Source organism: Pseudomonas arvensis (assembly GCF_056688935.1).
In genome coordinates this window covers 2,654,283-2,672,779 of the sequence record NZ_CP162038.1, presented here as the reverse complement: position 1 = coordinate 2,672,779, position 18,497 = coordinate 2,654,283, and the positions used below count along the sequence as shown (strand labels likewise).

The following is an 18,497-nucleotide window of genomic DNA, read 5'->3' as shown; positions in this document are numbered from 1 at the left end:
ATCCCCCGTAAACATTGGGCCACGCACCCGGCACGGAGTGTGCAATCCCCCCTGCATTGACCACTGCCCCGGAGCCTTGCCCATGACTGAACATCACGTCATCAACCCGCTGTCCATCGGCGTCGATTACCCCACCCTGGCCGCGCGTTTTCGGCCGATCTTCCAGCGCATTGCCGACGGTGCGGTGCAGCGCGAACTCAGCCGCACCCTGCCCCATGAGCCGATCCAATGGCTCAAGGAGGCCGGCTTTGGCGCGGTGCGCGTCCCGCTGGAATACGGCGGCGGCGGTGCGTCCCTGCCCCAGTTGTTTGAACTGTTGATCGAACTGGCCGAAGCCGACTCCAACGTGCCGCAGGCGCTGCGCGGGCATTTCGCCTTTGCCGAAGACCGCCTGAATGCGCCGCCGAGCGCCGGGCGTGACCTGTGGTTCAAGCGGTTTGTCGACGGCGACATCGTCGGCTGCGCCTGGACCGAAATCGGCAACGTGGCCATCGGGGAGGTGGTCACCCAGGTCAGCCCCGACGGCGACAAGTGGAAACTCAACGGTGAAAAGTTCTACAGCACCGGCAGCATCTTCTCTGACTGGATCGACGTGTACGCCCAGCGCAGCGACACCGGCGCCGACGTGATCGCCGCCACCCGCGCACGCCAGCCGGGCGTGGTGCACAGCGACGATTGGGACGGCTTCGGCCAGCGCACCACTGGCAGCGGCACTTCGCGCTTTACCGACGCCGAGGTCGAGGCCGACAACGTCATCGACTTCGCCACCCGCTTCAAATACCAGACCGCGTTCTACCAGTTGGTGCTGCTGGCCAGCCTGGCCGGTATCGGACGTGCGGCCCTGCGCGACGTGGCCCATCAAGTGCGTAGCCGAAAGCGCATCTACAGCCATGGCAATGCGCCCCATGTGAGCCAGGACGCACAGATTCAACAGGTAGTCGGCGAAGTGGCGGCGCTGGTGTATGCCGCGCAAGCCAGTGCCTTGAGGGCGACGTTACCGGCACAACAGGCCTACGTGGCACGGTTTGGCGGTGATGATGCGGTGGAGCGCGAAGCCAATGTGGCGGCCGAGATTGAATCGGCGACGGCGCAGGTGGTGGTGTCGCAGTTGATCCAGCGCGCGACCAGCGAGCTGTTCAATGCGCTGGGGGCGTCGGATGTGCGCCAGGGCAAGGCCCTTGATCGGCACTGGCGCAATGCGCGGACGGTGTCGTCACACAACCCGGTGATCTACAAGGCGCGGATTGTGGGGGACTGGGTGATCAATGGAACCGAGCCGCCGTTCGTATGGCAGATCGGCAACGGCCCGGCAAAGCACTGAGGCCTCCCACACTTGGAGTGCCTATAGCCTAGAAGGCCAGTTTGTACCCGACCGCCATCAACATGATCGCCAGGCACGGGCGCAGCACGCCGTCCGGGATCTTGCCGGTCATGTGGCTGCCCACATAAATGCCCGGCAGTGAGCCCATCAGCAGAAAACCCAGCAGGTGCCAGTCCATATTGCCCATGCCCGCATGGCCCAGGCCCGCCACCAGGGTCAGGGGCACGGCGTGGGCGATTTCGGTGCCGACCAGACGGCGGGTGGCCAGGAACGGGTACAGGATAAACAACGCCACGGTACCGAGTGCGCCGGCGCCGATGGAGGTCAGGGCGACCATGGTGCCGAGGATGGCGCCGGTAAGCACCGTCAGCGCGTTGAGGTTGCGCGGGTTCATGTGATAGCTGTCGCCCGCATGGCGCTGGGCAAAGGCCAACAGGGTTTTCTTGAACAGGATCGCCAGGGCCGTCAGCAGCAGCACCACGCCGAGGGCTTGCTTGATCACCGCGTTCATCGCCGTCGGGTCGGTGTGCAAGCTGGCGAGGAACCACAGGGTCAGCAGCACCGCAGGCACGCTGCCCAGGGTCAGCCAGCCGGTGATGGTCCAGTCGATGTTCTTGTTCTTGCTGTGGACCAGCACGCCACCGGACTTGGTGATGGCGGCGTACAGCAGGTCAGTACCCACGGCCGTGGCCGGGTTGATGCCGAACCACAACAGGATCGGGGTCATCAACGAGCCCCCGCCGACACCGGTCATGCCCACGATAAAACCCACGATCAGGCCGGCAATTACGAAACCAAAGTTACCCACTTCCATTACAGCTACCCGCGGCCTTATAAATTTCTGGCGGCAGGATAGCGATTTTTCTTATAACGACTTATACCAATATGATCTGACTTTAGATCTTTTTCGCCTGATGCAGTTTTTTTTGCCGAGCCCTGCATCCAGTTGGCGTGCCCATGGGTAGTCCTTGCAGCAACCCTGCTGTTTCATCTAATGGAGAAACACCCATGAACGCTAAAGCCCTGCTCTGCCTCACCGGTTTGCTCGTGGCCAGCCCTGCCGCCTTTGCCCAGGCCGGCCTGCCCGACAGCATCAAGGTGCCGGACGGCCATAAAGTGGCGATGGAAACCACCGGCGTCGGCGAAATCACCTACGAGTGCCGTGATAAAGCCAACGCTGCGGGCCAGACCGAATGGACCTTCGTCGGCCCCAAGGCCGTGCTCAATGATCGCAGCGGCAAGCCAGTCGGCACTTACTTCGGCCCACCTGCCACCTGGCAAGCAAAGGACGGTTCGAAAATCACCGGTACACAACTGGCCGTGGCGCCATCGAGTCCGGGCAACCTGCCGTATCAACTGGTCAAGGCCAACCCGGCCGAAGGCAAAGGCGCGATGAGTGGCGTGAGTTACATCCAGCGTGTCGCCCTGAAAGGCGGCGTGGCGCCGAGCAGCGAATGCACAGCCGCCAACAAGGGCAAGCAGGAAGTGGTGAAGTACCAGGCCGACTACATCTTCTGGGCGGCCAACTGAGCAAACTGCGCTACGCTGCCTGTGGCGGGCACGCTCGCCACAGGGGTTCAGCCATTTGAGGGATGCGCGTGTTTGATTACGAAGCCTGTCTGCTGGCCTGTGCCCGTGGCGACCAACGCGCCCTGCGCCGACTGTACGAGCAGGACAGCAGCCATTTGCTCGGCGTAGCCCTGCGTATCGTGCGTGATCGGGCGCTGGCCGAGGATATCGTGCATGACGCGTTTATCAGGATCTGGCGCGGCGCTGGCAGTTTCGACCCCAGCCGTGGTTCGGCGCGGGGTTGGGTATTCAGCGTGACCCGTCACCTGGCCCTGAATCTGGTGCGCAATCATTACCGTGAGGTGCCGCTGGGCGACGAACACGAACAGGTCGCAGCGCCCACTGACACGTTTGAATTTTCCGCGCGTTCCGGGCAGATCCACACCTGCCTGGAGCAGCTCGACCCGGCCCGTCGCACCTGCATCCTGCATGCGTATGTCGACGGCTATTCCCACAGCGAAATCGCATCGAGGCTGGATACCCCGCTGGGGACCGTCAAAGCCTGGATCAAACGTAGCCTCGCCGCGCTGCGGGAGTGCATGGCATGAACAACCCCTTGGACGAATTGGCCAGCGAATACGTGCTGGGCACCCTGCCCGCCGAACAACGGGCCGAGGTGGAGCAACGCCTGCCCCACGATGCCGAGTTGCGTGCGGCGGTGGATGCCTGGGAACAGCGCCTGCTGCCCCTGACTGCGTTGGCCGAACCGGTGTTGCCTTCAGCACAGTTATGGCGGCGTATCGAACGCCACACCGCCAGCCCGGACGCCCGCGTCCCCTGGTGGAACCTGCTGGCGTTGTGGCGTGGCCTGGCCGCTGCCGGCTTGGCGGCGAGTGTGGTGCTGGCGACGTTATTGCTGACCCGCCCGCCCATCGCGGATCCGGCCTTTGTGGTGGTGCTGGTGGCACCGCAAAGCCAGGCACCGGGTTGGGTGATCCAGGCCAGCAATGACCAGAACATCCAGCTGATTCCATTGGGTGTGATGGAGGTCCCGGCGGACAAGGCGCTGCAGTTCTGGACCAAGGGCGATGGCTGGCAAGGTCCGGTATCACTGGGGCTGGTCAAGCCGGGTCAAACGCTGTCGGTGCCGCTGGACCGGCTCCCGCCGCTGTCGCCCAACCAATTGTTCGAGCTGACCCTGGAAGACCCGCGCGGCTCGCCGACCGGCAAACCCACCGGGCCGATCCAGGCCATCGGCCGTGCGGTCAAGGTGCTCTGATCAACCGACGCACGGCAGCCACACGCGAAACCGTGCGCCGCCCAACGGCGATGCCTGGGCCGTCAAGGTACCGCCCTGGGCTTCCAGGGCGCGGCGGCTGATTGCCAGGCCCAGGCCGAAGCCGCCGGTGCTGCGGTCACGGCTGCGGTCGAGGCGGTAGAACGGTTCGAAGATGCGCTCGCGCTGGTCCAACGGGATGCCGATGCCATCGTCATCCACCCAGATTTCACACCCCTTGGGACACACCTTGACCCCGACCTGGATGCGTTTGTCACAGTAGCGCGTGGCGTTGCGCAGCAGGTTTTGCAAGGCGCGGGCCGTCAGGCGTGGATCGAGGCAGAAGCGCTCGACGGCGCAGTCGAGCACCACGTCGATGACGATCTCGGGGTTTTCCAACTCGTCGTCGACGCTGCCCAGCACGCTGTCGATAAATTCATCAAGCACCACGTCCACCCGCTCCGGCAGTTGCGCCGGGTTTTGCAGGCGGCTGTAGGAGAGCAACTCCAGCACCAGCTCATCCAGCTCACGGATATGCGCCACCAGGCCGTGCAGGCGCTCGCGGCTGGCCTCGGGCAAGTCTTCGGACAGCGCCAGCGCCAGGCCGAAATCAAGGCGCGTCAACGGCGTGCGCAGTTCGTGGGAGACGGCGTTGAGCAAATCCCGCTGCTGGTTGAGCAGGTGTTCGATGTCGTCGGCCATGGTATCGAACACCGCCGCCAGGCTGCCGATGTTGGAGCTGGGCGGGATACGGGTGCGCTCGGCCAGGTTGCCCTTGCCCAATTGGGCGGCGGTGCTTTTCAGGCGTTCCAGATCGCGCCAGTGCGGGCGCAGCCAGAACAGCAGGCACGCGAGCAACGCAGCACCGATCAGCACATTCATCGACCAGTACAGCAGGTTCATGTCCAGCGGGTCTGGCGGGACGGTCAGCTTGACCACGAACTGCTGGTTGAGCGGCGAGCTGATTTCTTCCATCCAGCCCCACTCCCCCAGGCGAATCACCGGTTTGCCCTGCTCCAGCAGCGCTGCTTCCTGCGGGGTGTAGCTGGCGTCCTGGCGCAGCAGCAGTTGCACTTTGAGCGGTGCAAAGTCGCGGCCCAGTTGCTCGGTCACCTGGGACCAACGCTCCACCGGCGCCCGTTGGTACTGCCTGACGATCAGGGTTTGCTGGCCACGGGACTGCTCGACGTTGTAATCCAGGTAACGGTGTTCGAACAGCTGGATGACCAATTTGGGAATCAGGTACATCGCCGCACTGTAGGTGACGATGGTGATCAGGTAGAGGCGCAGCAGCACACGAAACATGGCTCAGCATTCCCACTCGGAACGGCTGAACAGATAACCCTTGCCCCACACGGTCTTGATCTTGCGCGCCTCGCCGGCGTGATCGTCGAACTTGCGGCGCAGCTTGGAGATGGCCACGTCCACCGAGCGGTCGGTGCCATTGAACTCGATGCCGCGCAGGCGTTGCAGGATCTGGTCGCGGCTGAGCACTTCACCGGCATGCCGGGCCAGCACCACCAGCAGGTTGTATTCCCCGCTGGACAGCTCCACCGGCTGCTCGCGCCACACCACCGTACGCTCCGACAGATCAATGCACAGGTTGCCCATGAGGATCTGGTCGTTGGCCACCTGGGGCTCGGACAAACTGCTGCGGCGCAACAAGGTACGCACGCGAGCCAGCAGCACACGTGGCTCGCAGGGTTTGGTCACGTAGTCGTCGGCACCCATTTCCAGGCCCAGCACCTGGTCATGGCTGTCGTCGCGGGCGGTGAGCATCAGGATCGGCAGGCCGGCCGAATCGGCACGTAGCAGGCGGCACACTTGCAGGCCATCGAGGCCCGGCAGCATCAGGTCAAGGATCACCAGGTCCGGCGGGTTGAGGCGTGCGCGCTCCCGAACGAGGTCGCCACGGCTGAGCACGCTGACGTGATAGCCATTTCGCTCCAGGTAGCTGGCAATCAGCTCGGAGAGTGCGGCGTCGTCTTCCACCAGGAGGATGTTGGGCATGAAGGTGTTTCCAGAAAATACAGTGATGTGTCGTACACAAATCCAATGTGGGAGGAGGCTTGCCTCCGATGGCGGTGCTTCAGATGCAGAGTTGTTGACTGATTCACCGCTATCGGGGGCAAGCCCCCTCCCACATTTGATCTTCAGTGTTTACAGGATTGTGCAAGGATATACGCCCTCGACGCCGCGCGCGCCGCACCTTACATTTCTTCACACACCACCTACACAGCTTCACAGCACCACGGCGCAGGTGACCTTAGGATGCGCCAGTCACTATTGGGATAAGAGCATGTCGAAGAATCTGTTGGCGCCGTTTTGCCTGTTGGCCCTCACCCTGGCGCTGGGCGCATGTGGCAACTCCGCCGCCGAGGCGCCAGAAATGCCCCTGGCCAAGGTGCGTATCGAAACCCTGCAAGCCAAGCCCCTGTCCATCACCAGCGAACTGAGCGGACGCATCGCCGCGCCGCGGATTGCCGAAGTGCGTGCGCGGGTAGCCGGTGTGGTGATGCAACGGGTGTTCAAGGAAGGCCACGACGTCAAACAGGGCGACGTGCTGTTTCGCATCGACCCAGCGCCCTTCAAGGCCGATCTCGACAGCGCCCAGGCCAACCTGAGCAAGGCGCAAGCCAATGCGTTCCAGGCGCGCCTGCAAGAGCAGCGCTACAGCCAGTTGGTGGAAGGCAACGCCATCAGCGGCCAGGACTACGACAATGCCCGCGCGGCGGTGCGCCAGACCAACGCCGAAGTCGCCGCCAACAACGCCGCCGTCGAGCGCGCCAAACTGAACCTGGGCTACGCCACTGTGACCGCGCCGATTTCCGGGCGCATCGGCCGCGCCCTGGTGACCGAAGGCGCGCTGGTCGGCCAGAACGAAGCCACGCCCCTGGCGATCATCCAGCAACTGGACCCGATCCACGCCGACCTGACCCAATCGACCCGCGAGTTGAATGACCTGCGCCGCGCCTTTCGCGCCGGCAGCTTGAAGCAGGTCGGCCAGGACCAGGCCAAGGCCACGCTGATCCAGGACGACGGCAGCCTCTACCCGCTGCCGGGCAAATTGCTGTTCTCCGACATCAGCGTCGACCCCGGCACCGGGCAGATCATCCTGCGCAGCGAGTTCCCCAACCCGGACCTCGACCTGTTGCCCGGCAGCTTTGTGCGGGTGCGCCTGGAACAAGCGGTCGATAAGCAAGGCATCAGCGTGCCGCAACGCGCCATCACCCGCGACAGTGCCGGTATCCCGATGGTGTTGCTGTTGGATGCCGAGCAGACCGTCAGCCAGCAACCGGTGGAACTGGGTGCGGTGATCGACGACCGCTGGATCGTCAGCAGCGGCCTCAAACCCGGTGATCGCATCGTCGTCGAAGGTGTGCAACACGCGCGACCCGGTGAAAAAGTCCAGGTAGACGACAGCCCGACGACACCTGCCCAGGCTTTGGGCCAATAAGGATTATTCGACCATGCCGCAGTTCTTTATTGACCGCCCGATTTTCGCCTGGGTGGTCGCCCTGTTTATCCTGCTGGCCGGCGTGCTGGCCATCCCGCAACTGCCGGTGGCCCAGTACCCTAATGTCGCGCCGCCGAAAGTCGAGATCTACGCGGTGTACCCCGGCGCCTCGGCCCAGACACTGGATGAAAGCGTGGTCAGCCTGATCGAGCAGGAGCTCAACGGCGCCGATCACTTGCTGTATTTCGAATCCCAGAGCAGCCTTGGTTCGGCCACCATCACCGCGACGTTCCAGCCGGGCACCGACCCGGAAATGGCCCAGGTCGATGTGCAGAACCGGCTCAAGGCCGTGGAACCCCGACTGCCCCAGGCGGTGACACAGCAAGGCTTGCAGGTGGAGAAAGTCTCCGCCGGCTTCCTGCTGCTGGTGACCCTGACCTCAAGTGACGGCAAGCTCGATGACGTGGCGCTCAGCGATTACCTGGCGCGCAACGTGATGAACGAACTCAAGCGCCTGGACGGCGTGGGCAAGGCGCAGCTCTACGGCGCCGAACGGGCCATGCGCATCTGGATCGACCCGCAGAAGCTGATCGGCTTCAACCTGACGCCGGCTGACGTGAACACTGCCATCAGCGCGCAGAACGCCCAGGTTTCCGCCGGTAGCATTGGTGATCTGCCGGGCACCAAGACCCAGGAAATCACCGCCGCGATCCTGGTCAAGGGCCAGCTTTCAACCCCGGCGGAATTCGCCGACATCGTGCTCAAGGCCAATCCGGACGGCTCCACTGTGCGCGTCGGCGACGTGGCGCGGGTGGAAATCGGCAGCCAGGAATACCAGTTCTCCACGCGCCTGAACGGCAAGCCCTCCACCGCCGTCAGCGTGCAACTGGCACCCGGCGCCAACGCGCTGAACACCGCGACCCTGGTGCGGGCGAAGATGGATGAGCTGTCGCGCTACTTCCCGGCCAATGTGGAATACAAGATCCCGTACGACACCTCGCCCTTCGTCAAAGTCTCGATCACCAAGGTGGTGTACACCTTGCTGGAGGCCATGGCGCTGGTGTTTGCGGTGATGTTCCTGTTCCTGCAGAACGTGCGCTACACGCTGATCCCCACCCTGGTGGTGCCGATTGCGCTGATGGGCACGTTTGCCACCATGCTGTTGCTGGGTTTCTCGATCAACGTGCTGACCATGTTCGGCATGGTGCTGGCCATCGGCATCCTGGTGGACGATGCGATTGTGGTGGTAGAGAACGTCGAGCGGATCATGGTCACCGAGGGCCTGTCGCCCAAGGACGCAACCAAGAAAGCCATGGGCCAGATCACCGGCGCCATCGTCGGGATTACCCTGGTGCTGGTGGCGGTGTTCCTGCCGATGGCGTTCATGGCGGGCTCGGTGGGGGTGATCTACCAGCAGTTCTCGCTGTCGATGGCCACCTCGATCCTGTTCTCGGCCTTCCTTGCCCTGACCTTGACCCCGGCCTTGTGCGCCACCCTACTCAAGCCGATTGCCAAGGGCGAGCACCATGCCAAGGGCGGCTTTTTCGGCTGGTTCAATAAGCGCTTCGAGCAGCTCACCGACCGCTATGAAGGTTGGGTGGCCTACGCCCTCAAGCGCAGCGGCCGTTACCTGCTGATCTATCTGGTGCTGCTGGTGGGCCTGGGGCTGATGTTCATGCGCCTGCCCGCCTCGTTCCTGCCGGTGGAAGACCAGGGCTACACCATCACCGATATCCAGTTGCCACCGGGCGCGAGTAAAAACCGCACGGTGCAGGTGGCGGAGCAGATCGAAGCGCATAACGCCGGCGAACCGGGCGTGGGCGATACCACCATGATCATGGGTTTCAGCTTCTCCGGTTCGGGGCAGAACGCGGCGTTGGCGTTTACCACCTTGAAGGATTGGTCCGAACGCAGCAATGAAGACTCCGCCGCGTCCATCGCCGACCGCGCCAACATGGCGTTCAGCGAGCTGAAAGACGCGATTGCCTACGCCGTGCTGCCACCGCCGGTGGATGGCCTGGGCACGTCCAGTGGTTTTGAGTTTCGTTTGCAGGACCGTGGTGGCGTCGGCCATGCCGCGTTGATGGCGGCGCGCACCGAGTTGCTGGCGGCCGCCGGAAAAAGCCCGATCCTGGCCAACGTGCGTGAAAGCGCCCTGGCCGAAGCGCCGCAAGTGCAGTTGGAAGTGGACCGCAAGCAAGCCAACGCCCTGGGCGTGTCGTTTGCGGATGTGGGCAATGTGCTGTCGTCGGCGATTGGCTCTGCCTACGTCAACGACTTCCCCAACCAGGGCCGCATGCAGCGCGTGGTGGTGCAGGCCGAAGGCGACCAGCGCAGCCAGGTGGCGGACTTGATGAAAATCAACGTACGTAACAACGCCGGGAAAATGGTGCCGCTGTCGGCCTTTGTCGAGGCCAAATGGACCCAGGGCCCGGCGCAGCTGACGCGCTATAACGGCTACCCGGCGATTGCCATCAGCGGTGAAGCGGCGCCGGGGCACAGCACCGGCGAGGCGATGGAAGAAATCCAGCGCCTGGTCAGTCAACTGCCGGCGGGCCTGGGTCAGGAATGGACCGGGTTGTCGTTGCAGGAACGCTTGTCCGGCGCTCAGGCGCCGATCCTGCTGGGCCTGTCGCTGCTGATCGTGTTCCTGTGCCTGGCGGCGCTGTACGAAAGCTGGTCGATCCCGACCTCGGTGTTGCTGGTGGTCCCGCTCGGCGTGCTCGGCGCAGTCTTGGCCGTGACCTTGCGTGGCATGCCCAACGATGTGTTCTTCAAAGTCGGCTTGATTACCATCATTGGCCTGTCGGCGAAGAACGCGATTCTGATCATCGAATTCGCCAAGGACTTGTATGACCAAGGTGAAGATCTGATCGACGCGACCCTGAAAGCCGCGCGGCTCAGGTTGCGCCCGATCATCATGACCTCACTGGCGTTCATCCTCGGCGTGGTGCCGTTGGCGATTGCCACCGGGGCCAGTTCCGCGAGCCAGCAGGCGATTGGTACCGGGGTGATTGGCGGGATGATCACCGCGACACTGGCGGTGGTGTTTGTGCCGGTGTTTTTTGTGGTGGTCATGAAGCTGGTGAAAAAATCTTCCGGTAACCCGGGTTAAAACATGTGGAGGGGGGCTTGCCCCCGATGGCGGTGTATCAGTTGAAATACCTTTCACTGACCTACTGCTATCGGGGCAAGCCCCCTCCCACATGATGAGGTACAGTCAGTTGACCCACTGTCAGCTGTGAGCTCCCATGCCCTTCCTCGCCCGCACCCACCCTCGCCTCTCCAGCGCCGCCGTGCTCGGCCTTGCCGTGGGCATTCTGGTACCTGCCGAAACAATCGCCAGCAAAATCCTCATCGGCTGGAACGCCGGGGTCTGGACCTACCTGGTGCTGATGCTCTGGCTGACCATCCGCGCCAAGGCGCCAGACGTCAAACGCATTGCCGAGATCGAAGACGAAAACGCCGGCCTGGTGTTGTTCATGGTCTGCATCGCCGCCATCGCCAGCCTGGCCACCATCACCTTTGAACTGGTCGGCAGCAAGGACCTGGCGACCGGCGAACGCCTGCTGCACTACGGTTTCACCGGGCTGACGGTGATCGGTTCGTGGTTGCTGATCGGGGTGATTTTCAGCGTGCACTACGCCCGGCTGTATTACACCTGGGACGGCAAGGAGCCGGCGTTGCGTTTTGCCGAAGGGTTGCTGACCCCCAATTATTGGGACTTCCTGTACTTCTCATTCACCATCGGCGTCGCGGTGCAGACCTCGGATGTGGGTGTGGCCACCCGTGGCCTGCGCAAGGTGGTGCTAGGGCAATCGCTGATCGGGTTCCTGTTCAATACCGCGATATTGGGTTTCTCGATCAATATCGCGGCCGGGCTGTTCAGCTAGGCTGCACAAACCTTCTAGACCGTCATGAAGCGGCACGCATTAATAAGCTCACCTATTACGTTCGGTGTTGTATGAGCGCGCACAATTGGATCGACCTGTCCCAGGATGCCGACACCGGCATCGAGACCCTGCGCGCGCATTTTGAAGGCCACGCCTACGACCCGCACTGGCACGACAGCTACCTGATCGGCGTGACCGAACAGGGCGTGCAGCAATTCAACTGCCGCCGCGCCCGCCATCACAGCGTGCCGGGCCAGGTATTCCTCGTAGAACCCGGCGAACTGCATGACGGCGATGCCCCCACGCCGGACGGCTTCACCTACCACATGCTGTACCTCGACCCGCAGTGGCTGGCGCGGGAAGTGAGCGCGGTGTTCGAAGAAGCGCCGCTCAACAGCCAGCTGAGCTTCACTCGAACATTGACCGATGACCCGCGCCTGGCGTTGGCTACCAGCCAGGCCTTTCGCACCCTGCACAGCGGCGAGTTGCGCATCGTGCGGCAACGGGCCATGGACCAATTGCTGGAACGCCTGACCGACCAACTGTACTGGCGCACCCGCTACCGCGACGATCCGCGCCTGCCGCTGGTGGCCCATAAAGCCCGGGAATACCTGCATGCCTATCTGCATCAGGATACAGGCATGGACGAACTGGCCGTGGCCTGCGGCGTCGACCGCTTCCGCTTGACCCGTGCGTTCAAGAACGCCTTCGGTTTGCCGCCCCATGCCTATCTGGTGCAACTGCGCCTGGCCCGCGCCCGGCATTTGTTGGCCAAGGGCGAGCAACCGGCCGACGTGGCGATTGCCTTGGGCTTTGCCGATCAAAGCCACATGGGCCGCTGGTTTGTGCGCGCCTATGGCCTGACTCCGGCGGCGTACCGCAAGCGCTGCACAAACCTTCCAGACAGCGAACGCCCCGGCTTGTGAAGATCGACTCCATCGATTGGTTTACCGGAGTCACGCCGCCATGCTGCCGTTTATGTTGTTTGCCTTTGTTGCGTCCATTACCCCCGGCCCGACCAATCTCCTGGTGCTGAGCAACAGTGCCCGTTACGGTTTCAAAGCCGCCCTGCCGATCATCTTCGGCGCCTGCGCGGGTGCGGCCGGAATCGTCTGGCTGGTGGGGTCCGGCGTGGGCCAATCGCTGGTGCAACTGCCCAAGGTACAGGCCGCCATGCAATGGGTCGGCGTTGCCTGGCTGACCTACCTGGCCTGGCAGATTTTCAGCGCGCCCCCCCAGGCCGTCGAGACGGAATCGGTACAAAAGCCGCTGGGCTTGTTCGGGGCTGCCAGCCTGCAATTGATCAACCCCAAGACCTGGATGATGGCGCTGGCGGTGGTCAGTGTCTTTGCCGTTAACGGCACACAGGTGGCGGCGCTGTCCCTGGTGTTTTTCTTGATCGCGCTGCCGTGCCTGGGCGCTTGGGCACTGCTGGGCGCCGGGTCTGCGCGAGTGCTTCGTTCGGCCAAGGCCATGCAGCGTTTCAACCGTGCAATGGCTTTGCTGCTGTTGGGTGCAACTTGGCTGGGTGTGGTGGTTTGACGCACCAGTCATCCGACTTTGTCCTACAACTCCTTGACGACTTTCCTACTTTGATGGTTTCCTGAAACCGGTTTCAGTCATTCCAATAAAAAAGAAGGTCGATGACCGTGAACAATTTTTCTGCCGCCCAGCGCAGCCGCGTCACCATGCTTGATGTGGCCGAACGTGCGGGCGTGTCCAAGGCCAGCGTGTCGCGCTTCATCGGCGATGACCGCGCCCTGCTCTCCGACGCCATCGCCCTGCGCATCGAACAGGCCATCGAGCAACTCGGCTACCGCCCCAACCAGATGGCCCGTGGTTTGAAACGTGGGCGCACGCGCTTGATCGGCATGCTGGTGGCCGATATCCGCAACCCCTATTCCATTGCCGTGATGCACGGCGTCGAAACCGCCTGCCGCCAGCACGGCTACAGCCTGGTGGTGTGCAACACCGACCGCGACGACGAGCAGGAGCGCCAGCACCTGGCCGCACTGCGCTCGTACAACATCGAAGGGCTGATCGTGAACACCCTCGGCCATCACCTTGAACAACTGCTGGAACTGCAACGGGAAATGCCGCTGGTGCTGGTGGACCGCAAGGTCGAGCCGCTGCACAGCGACTTGGTCGGGCTGGACAACCCGGCAGCGGTGCGCATGGCGGTGGAGCATCTGGAACAACAGGGTTATCGCCAGCTATTGCTGGTGAGCGAATCCGCCGACGGCACCAGCTCACGGGTAGAACGCCTGGACAGCTTCAAGGCCGAGATTGCCCGGCGCCCATCGCTGACTGGCGTGGTGCTGGAACTGGATGGCAACCTTGAAACCGGCCTGCAGGCCTTTCTCACTAAAACCGGTCCCAAGGCGGTGTTCTGTGCCAACGGCGTCGCCACACTGGCCTGCACCCGCGCGCTCAAGGCGTTGGGCTGCAACCTGTTCGACGACGTGGGCCTGATCGCCCTGGATGACCTGGATTGGTATCCGTTAGTGGGCAACGGCATCACCGCCCTCGCCCAGCCGACCGAGGCGATTGGCGCCAGCGCGTTCGACTGCCTGCTCAAGCGTTTGCGCGGTGACGATGCGCCAACACGCACCCTGGATTTTCTGCCACAACTGATCATCAGAGACTCAACCCTGTGCCCCTCCCCGTAGATACCGTCTTCACTCTCACCGGGCTCCCCGTAGCAGCTGTCGAGCCTTGGCGAGGCTGCGTGGCGGACGCATTGACACGCCGCGATCTGCGGGGCGGCCAACGCAGCCTCGCTTGCGCTCGGCAGCTGCTACGGGCCGAAACGGGCGGTTGCCCGGTGAGAGTCAACGCGGTATCTACGGGTCGAAACTTGCGGTTGCCCGGTGCGAGTCAAGACGGTATCTACGGGGCGAAACCCGCGGACGCGTCAAGGTTGATTGAATTTTTATCACGTCGAAAAATGAAACCGGTTTCAGAGGTACACAACAATGCATAAATACCCCGTCTCCATCAGCCTTTCCAGCTACGGCGCGGACTTGGTCCGCCAGCAGGGCCAGCTGAGTTTTGTCGACCTGCTGGCAGCCGCCGGTGCCCGGCGCATCGAATGGCGCGAAGAGCTGCTGACCGCCGAGCAGCCCACCGAACTGGCCGAAGCCGCTGCCGCCCAAGGCCTGGAAGCGGTGTTCTCATCGCCCCTGGAATTATGGGTTGCCGGCCGCGCCCAGCCCAACGCAGAACTGAGCGCAACCCTGGACCGCGCCCAGGCTTTCGGCGCGCGCTGGCTGAAAGTCTCCCTCGGTTACTTCACCGACACCAACGACATGGAAAGCCTGCACGCCCTGCTCAATCGCCACCCGGTCCAGCTGTTGGTGGAAAACGACCAGACCCTGCACGGCGGGCGCATCGAGCCGATGCAACGGTTCTTTACCGAAGTCGAGCGCCTGGGCCTGCCGGTGAAGATGACCTTCGATATCGGCAACTGGCAGTGGCAGGATCAATCTGCCCTGACCGCCGCACGCCTGTTGGGCCGGCATGTGGACTACCTGCACTGCAAGGCCGTGGCCCGCCGCCCGGACGGCAAGCTGGTGGCGCTGCCGCCCGGCGCCACCGACCTGCATCTGTGGGAACAACTGCTCAAGCATATGACTCAAGGCATTACACGGGCGGTGGAATTTCCACTGCAAGGCGATGACCTGATCGATGTGACCGCGCAGCAGGTCGCCGCCCTCGCCGTCCTAGGCCAACCCACTGCGGAGCATGCCCATGTCTGAGATCGATATCCTCTCGTTTGGTGAAACCATGGCGATGCTGGTCGCCGAGCAGCCTGGCGATCTGGCCCAGGTCAGCCAGTTTCACAAGCGTATTGCCGGGGCCGACAGCAATGTCGCCATTGGCCTGTCGCGGCTGGGCTTTAATGTGGCGTGGCTGAGTCGGGTGGGCAGCGATTCGCTCGGCCGCTTTGTGGTCGACACCCTGCAAAAGGAAGGTCTGGATTGCCAGCACGTGGCCGTCGACCCGCTGCACCCCACCGGTTTTCAGTTCAAGTCCCGTGAAGAAGCCGGCGCCGATCCGCAGGTGGAGTACTTCCGCAAAGGCTCCGCCGCCAGCCATTTGTCCATCGCGGCCATCAGCCCGGCGCTGCTGCAGGCCCGCCATCTGCACGCCACCGGGATTCCTCCCGCGCTGTCCGAGGCCACTCGCGAACTGTCGGTCGAGTTGATGACCCAGATGCGCAAGGCCGGGCGCAGTGTGTCGTTCGACCCGAACCTGCGGCCGTCGCTGTGGGCCAGCCAAGCGCAGATGATCCGCCAGGTCAACGCCCTCGCCGGCCTGGCCGATTGGGTATTGCCGGGTTTGAGTGAAGGCCGCCTGCTGACCGGTTTCGACGACCCGGCCGATATCGCCGCGTTCTACCTGGACCAGGGCGCCGAAGCCGTGGCCATCAAGCTCGGCCCGGACGGCGCCTACTTCCGTACCCATCTGGACCAAGGCTTTGTCGCCGCCGTGCGCGTGGACAAGGTGGTGGACACCGTCGGTGCCGGCGACGGCTTTGCCGTGGGCATGATCAGCGCCCTGCTGGAAAACCTCAGCTTCCCCGAGGCGGTGCAACGCGGCAACTGGATCGGCAGCCGCGCCGTGCAAAGCCGTGGCGATATGGAAGGCCTGCCGACCCGCGCTGAACTACCCGTCCGATCCGTTGCGTGACCCACACCCTGTTGCCACAACTACAACAAGCTCAGGAGCAACCCCATGGAAACCGTGAAACTCGCCACCCGCCGTTGGTGGTACATCATGCCCATCGTTTTTATCACCTACAGCCTGGCCTACCTGGACCGCGCCAACTATGGCTTTGCCGCCGCCTCCGGGATGGCCGAAGACCTGATGATCACCCCCGGCATGTCGTCATTGCTGGGCGCACTGTTTTTCCTCGGTTACTTTTTCTTCCAGGTGCCGGGGGCGATCTACGCGCAGAAGCGCAGCGTCAAAAAGCTGATTTTCGTCAGCCTGATCCTGTGGGGCGGCCTGGCCACCCTGACCGGCGTGGTGTCCAACGCCTACATGCTGATCGTCATTCGCTTCATGCTCGGCGTGGTCGAAGCCGCGGTGATGCCGGCGATGCTGGTGTACCTGTGCCACTGGTTCACGCGTGCGGAACGCTCGCGGGCCAACACCTTCCTGATCCTCGGCAACCCGGTGACCATGCTGTGGATGTCGGTGGTATCGGGCTACCTGGTGCAGCATTTCAGCTGGCGCTGGATGTTTATCATCGAAGGCCTGCCAGCCGTGTTGTGGGCGTTTATCTGGTGGAAGCTGGCCGATGAGCGGCCCAAGGATGCCAAGTGGCTGAGCGACAGCGAAAAGCACAGCCTGGAAACCGCCCTCGCCGCCGAACAGGTCGGCATCAAGGCCGTGAAGAATTACGCCGAAGCGTTCCGCTCGCCCAAGGTGATCATCCTGGCGTTGCAGTTCTTCTGCTGGAGCATCGGTGTGTATGGCTTTGTGCTGTGGCTGCCGTCGATCCTCAAAGCCGGTTTGCAGATGGACATGGTCGAGGCCGGCTGGCTGTCGGCGCTGCCCTACCTGGCGGCGGTGATCGGCATGCTGGTGGTGAGTTGGGGCTCGGACAAACTGCAAAAACGTAAACGCTTTGTGTGGCCGCCGCTGTTGATCGCGTCCATCGCGTTCTACGCCTCCTACGTGCTCGGCGCTGAACACTTCTGGTGGTCCTACACCCTGCTGGTGATTGCCGGGGCCTGCATGTATGCGCCTTACGGACCGTTTTTCGCCATCGTCCCGGAAATCCTGCCGGCCAACGTCGCCGGTGGCGCCATGGCACTGATCAACAGCATGGGCGCGCTCGGTTCGTTCGGCGGCTCGTACCTGGTGGGTTATCTCAATAGCAGCACCGGTTCGCCCGGCGCTTCGTACCTGCTGATGAGCGGTGCGTTGATGCTCTCGGTGGTGCTGACGATTTTCCTCAAGCCCGGTGCCAGCGACCGCTCGCCGGCACCCACTCTGGAGTTGAAGGTAAAGACCTCATGAAAAAGTCTGTCGTGTTGTACAAGAAACTCTCCGCGCCGCTGATGGCCCGCCTGCATGAACACGCCGAGGTCACGCTGATCGAAGCCCTGGATGACACCGGCCTGGCCAAGTTGCGCGACGCCCTGCCGGCCGCCCATGGCCTGCTGGGCGCCAGCCTGCGCCTGGACGCCGGATTGCTGGACCTCGCGCCGCACCTGGAGGCCGTGGCCAGCGTGTCGGTCGGAGTCGACAACTACGACATCGACTACCTGACCCAGCGCGGCATCCTGCTCAGCAACACCCCGGACGTGCTCACCGAAACCACCGCCGACACCGGCTTCGCGCTGATCCTCGCCACCGCCCGGCGCGTGGTGGAACTGGCCGATATGGTGCGCGCCGGCCAATGGAACAAGAACATCGGCCCTGCGCACTTTGGCAGCGATGTGCACGGCAAGACCCTGGGCATCATCGGCATGGGCCGCATCGGCGAAGCCCTGGCCCAGCGCGGGCATTTTGGCTTTGGCATGCCGGTGATCTACCACAGCCATTCGCCCAAGCCGCAGGTGGAACAGCGCTTTGGCGCGCAGTACCGCAGCTTGCAGGCGTTGCTCAAAGAAGCCAATTTCGTCTGCCTGACGTTGCCGCTCACGGCAGAAACCGAAAAACTGATTGGCGCAGAGGAATTTGCACTGATGGGCCCCGAGACGATTTTTATCAATATCTCGCGGGGCAAGGTGGTGGATGAGGCGGCGCTGGTCGAGGCGTTGCAGCAACGCACGATTCGGGCAGCTGGATTGGATGTGTTTGAGAAGGAGCCGCTGAATCACGCCTCACCGTTGCTGCGCTTGAACAATGTGGTGGCAACGCCGCATATCGGCTCGGCGACTCATGAGACAAGGGAGGCGATGGCCAAGTGTGCGGTGGATAATCTGCTGGCGGCGCTGGCAGGGGAAAAGCCGAAAAACCTGGTGAATCCAGGGTCCTGGAAGCAATAACCCCTGACACGACACAAAACCAAATGTGGGAGGGAGC

Annotated in this window: 17 protein-coding genes; 14 read left to right on the top strand and 3 right to left on the bottom strand. The window is 63.1% G+C overall.

Annotated elements, in window-relative coordinates; genetic code table 11:
• Positions 1–82 precede the first annotated feature (82 nt).
• On the top strand, positions 83–1,321 hold the full coding sequence (locus AB3G88_RS12015; RefSeq protein WP_480454143.1) for an acyl-CoA dehydrogenase family protein: 1,239 nt from the start codon (positions 83–85) through the stop codon (positions 1,319–1,321).
• A 28-nt stretch (positions 1,322–1,349) separates the two neighbouring features.
• On the opposite strand, the gene AB3G88_RS12010 is transcribed toward AB3G88_RS12015, so the two are convergent.
• Positions 1,350–2,135, bottom strand: a complete 786-nt coding sequence (locus tag AB3G88_RS12010) for a sulfite exporter TauE/SafE family protein (RefSeq protein ID WP_099585200.1) — start codon at positions 2,133–2,135, stop codon at positions 1,350–1,352.
• A gap of 194 nt (positions 2,136–2,329) precedes the next feature.
• On the opposite strand from AB3G88_RS12010, the gene AB3G88_RS12005 reads away from it, so the two are divergent.
• From AB3G88_RS12005 to AB3G88_RS11995, 3 genes are all read left to right on the top strand, one after another.
• Complete coding sequence (locus AB3G88_RS12005; protein ID WP_158878983.1) at positions 2,330–2,851, top strand: DUF3455 domain-containing protein; 522 nt, start codon at positions 2,330–2,332, stop codon at positions 2,849–2,851.
• Between the two features lie 68 nt (positions 2,852–2,919).
• Positions 2,920–3,438: a sigma-70 family RNA polymerase sigma factor gene (locus AB3G88_RS12000; protein WP_256595279.1), complete on the top strand. Its 519-nt coding sequence runs from the start codon at positions 2,920–2,922 to the stop codon at positions 3,436–3,438.
• A complete protein-coding gene (locus AB3G88_RS11995) occupies positions 3,435–4,109 on the top strand; it encodes an anti-sigma factor (RefSeq protein WP_158878981.1) in 675 nt (224 codons plus the stop codon). Before AB3G88_RS12000 ends, AB3G88_RS11995 begins: the two co-directional genes overlap by 4 nt.
• Here AB3G88_RS11995 and AB3G88_RS11990 read toward each other — a convergent pair whose 3' ends face one another.
• Together AB3G88_RS11990 and AB3G88_RS11985 are read right to left on the bottom strand one after the other, a co-directional pair.
• Positions 4,110–5,411: an ATP-binding protein gene (locus AB3G88_RS11990; RefSeq protein ID WP_480454140.1), complete on the bottom strand. Its 1,302-nt coding sequence runs from the start codon at positions 5,409–5,411 to the stop codon at positions 4,110–4,112. It lies immediately after the preceding gene.
• A gap of 3 nt (positions 5,412–5,414) precedes the next feature.
• Positions 5,415–6,116, bottom strand: coding sequence for a response regulator (locus tag AB3G88_RS11985; protein WP_480454138.1), 702 nt, complete (start codon positions 6,114–6,116; stop codon positions 5,415–5,417).
• 289 nt (positions 6,117–6,405) lie between these two features.
• Between AB3G88_RS11985 and AB3G88_RS11980 the strand changes: the two genes are divergently transcribed.
• The 10 genes from AB3G88_RS11980 (at position 6,406) to AB3G88_RS11935 (ending at position 18,460) form a co-directional block, all read left to right on the top strand.
• On the top strand, positions 6,406–7,563 hold the full coding sequence (locus AB3G88_RS11980) for an efflux RND transporter periplasmic adaptor subunit (RefSeq protein ID WP_099585206.1): 1,158 nt from the start codon (positions 6,406–6,408) through the stop codon (positions 7,561–7,563).
• Positions 7,564–7,576: 13 nt separating this feature from the next.
• Complete coding sequence (locus tag AB3G88_RS11975) at positions 7,577–10,678, top strand: multidrug efflux RND transporter permease subunit (RefSeq protein WP_480454137.1); 3,102 nt, start codon at positions 7,577–7,579, stop codon at positions 10,676–10,678.
• Between the two features lie 136 nt (positions 10,679–10,814).
• Positions 10,815–11,456: a DUF1345 domain-containing protein gene (locus AB3G88_RS11970; RefSeq protein ID WP_158878979.1), complete on the top strand. Its 642-nt coding sequence runs from the start codon at positions 10,815–10,817 to the stop codon at positions 11,454–11,456.
• 71 nt (positions 11,457–11,527) lie between these two features.
• Positions 11,528–12,382, top strand: coding sequence for an AraC family transcriptional regulator (locus AB3G88_RS11965; protein ID WP_158878978.1), 855 nt, complete (start codon positions 11,528–11,530; stop codon positions 12,380–12,382).
• A 40-nt stretch (positions 12,383–12,422) separates the two neighbouring features.
• On the top strand, positions 12,423–12,998 hold the full coding sequence (locus AB3G88_RS11960; protein ID WP_480454135.1) for a LysE family translocator: 576 nt from the start codon (positions 12,423–12,425) through the stop codon (positions 12,996–12,998).
• A gap of 107 nt (positions 12,999–13,105) precedes the next feature.
• Positions 13,106–14,125 carry a LacI family DNA-binding transcriptional regulator gene (locus tag AB3G88_RS11955; RefSeq protein ID WP_480454133.1) on the top strand — a complete coding sequence of 340 codons (1,020 nt, stop codon included), beginning with the start codon at positions 13,106–13,108 and terminating at the stop codon, positions 14,123–14,125.
• Between the two features lie 306 nt (positions 14,126–14,431).
• Entirely contained in the window at positions 14,432–15,214 is a 783-nt protein-coding gene (locus tag AB3G88_RS11950; RefSeq protein WP_480454131.1) for a sugar phosphate isomerase/epimerase family protein, read from the top strand.
• Positions 15,207–16,148, top strand: a complete 942-nt coding sequence (locus AB3G88_RS11945; protein ID WP_480454130.1) for a sugar kinase — start codon at positions 15,207–15,209, stop codon at positions 16,146–16,148. Before AB3G88_RS11950 ends, AB3G88_RS11945 begins: the two co-directional genes overlap by 8 nt.
• Before the next feature lie 45 nt (positions 16,149–16,193).
• Positions 16,194–17,486 (top strand): MFS transporter, encoded by a 1,293-nt coding sequence (locus AB3G88_RS11940; protein ID WP_112195045.1) that lies wholly within the window; start codon positions 16,194–16,196, stop codon positions 17,484–17,486.
• Complete coding sequence (locus AB3G88_RS11935; protein ID WP_480454128.1) at positions 17,483–18,460, top strand: NAD(P)-dependent oxidoreductase; 978 nt, start codon at positions 17,483–17,485, stop codon at positions 18,458–18,460. Before AB3G88_RS11940 ends, AB3G88_RS11935 begins: the two co-directional genes overlap by 4 nt.
• The last annotated feature ends 37 nt before the right edge of the window (positions 18,461–18,497 follow it).

Coding starts and splice junctions, on each gene's coding strand:
- AB3G88_RS12015 (WP_480454143.1), top strand. CDS start 83: ATGACTGAACATCACGTCATCAACCCGCTGTCCATCGGCGTCGATTAC.
- AB3G88_RS12010 (WP_099585200.1), bottom strand. CDS start 2,135: ATGGAAGTGGGTAACTTTGGTTTCGTAATTGCCGGCCTGATCGTGGGT.
- AB3G88_RS12005 (WP_158878983.1), top strand. CDS start 2,330: ATGAACGCTAAAGCCCTGCTCTGCCTCACCGGTTTGCTCGTGGCCAGC.
- AB3G88_RS11995 (WP_158878981.1), top strand. CDS start 3,435: ATGAACAACCCCTTGGACGAATTGGCCAGCGAATACGTGCTGGGCACC.
- AB3G88_RS11990 (WP_480454140.1), bottom strand. CDS start 5,411: ATGTTTCGTGTGCTGCTGCGCCTCTACCTGATCACCATCGTCACCTAC.
- AB3G88_RS11985 (WP_480454138.1), bottom strand. CDS start 6,116: ATGCCCAACATCCTCCTGGTGGAAGACGACGCCGCACTCTCCGAGCTG.
- AB3G88_RS11980 (WP_099585206.1), top strand. CDS start 6,406: ATGTCGAAGAATCTGTTGGCGCCGTTTTGCCTGTTGGCCCTCACCCTG.
- AB3G88_RS11975 (WP_480454137.1), top strand. CDS start 7,577: ATGCCGCAGTTCTTTATTGACCGCCCGATTTTCGCCTGGGTGGTCGCC.
- AB3G88_RS11970 (WP_158878979.1), top strand. CDS start 10,815: ATGCCCTTCCTCGCCCGCACCCACCCTCGCCTCTCCAGCGCCGCCGTG.
- AB3G88_RS11965 (WP_158878978.1), top strand. CDS start 11,528: ATGAGCGCGCACAATTGGATCGACCTGTCCCAGGATGCCGACACCGGC.
- AB3G88_RS11960 (WP_480454135.1), top strand. CDS start 12,423: ATGCTGCCGTTTATGTTGTTTGCCTTTGTTGCGTCCATTACCCCCGGC.
- AB3G88_RS11950 (WP_480454131.1), top strand. CDS start 14,432: ATGCATAAATACCCCGTCTCCATCAGCCTTTCCAGCTACGGCGCGGAC.
- AB3G88_RS11945 (WP_480454130.1), top strand. CDS start 15,207: ATGTCTGAGATCGATATCCTCTCGTTTGGTGAAACCATGGCGATGCTG.
- AB3G88_RS11940 (WP_112195045.1), top strand. CDS start 16,194: ATGGAAACCGTGAAACTCGCCACCCGCCGTTGGTGGTACATCATGCCC.
- AB3G88_RS11935 (WP_480454128.1), top strand. CDS start 17,483: ATGAAAAAGTCTGTCGTGTTGTACAAGAAACTCTCCGCGCCGCTGATG.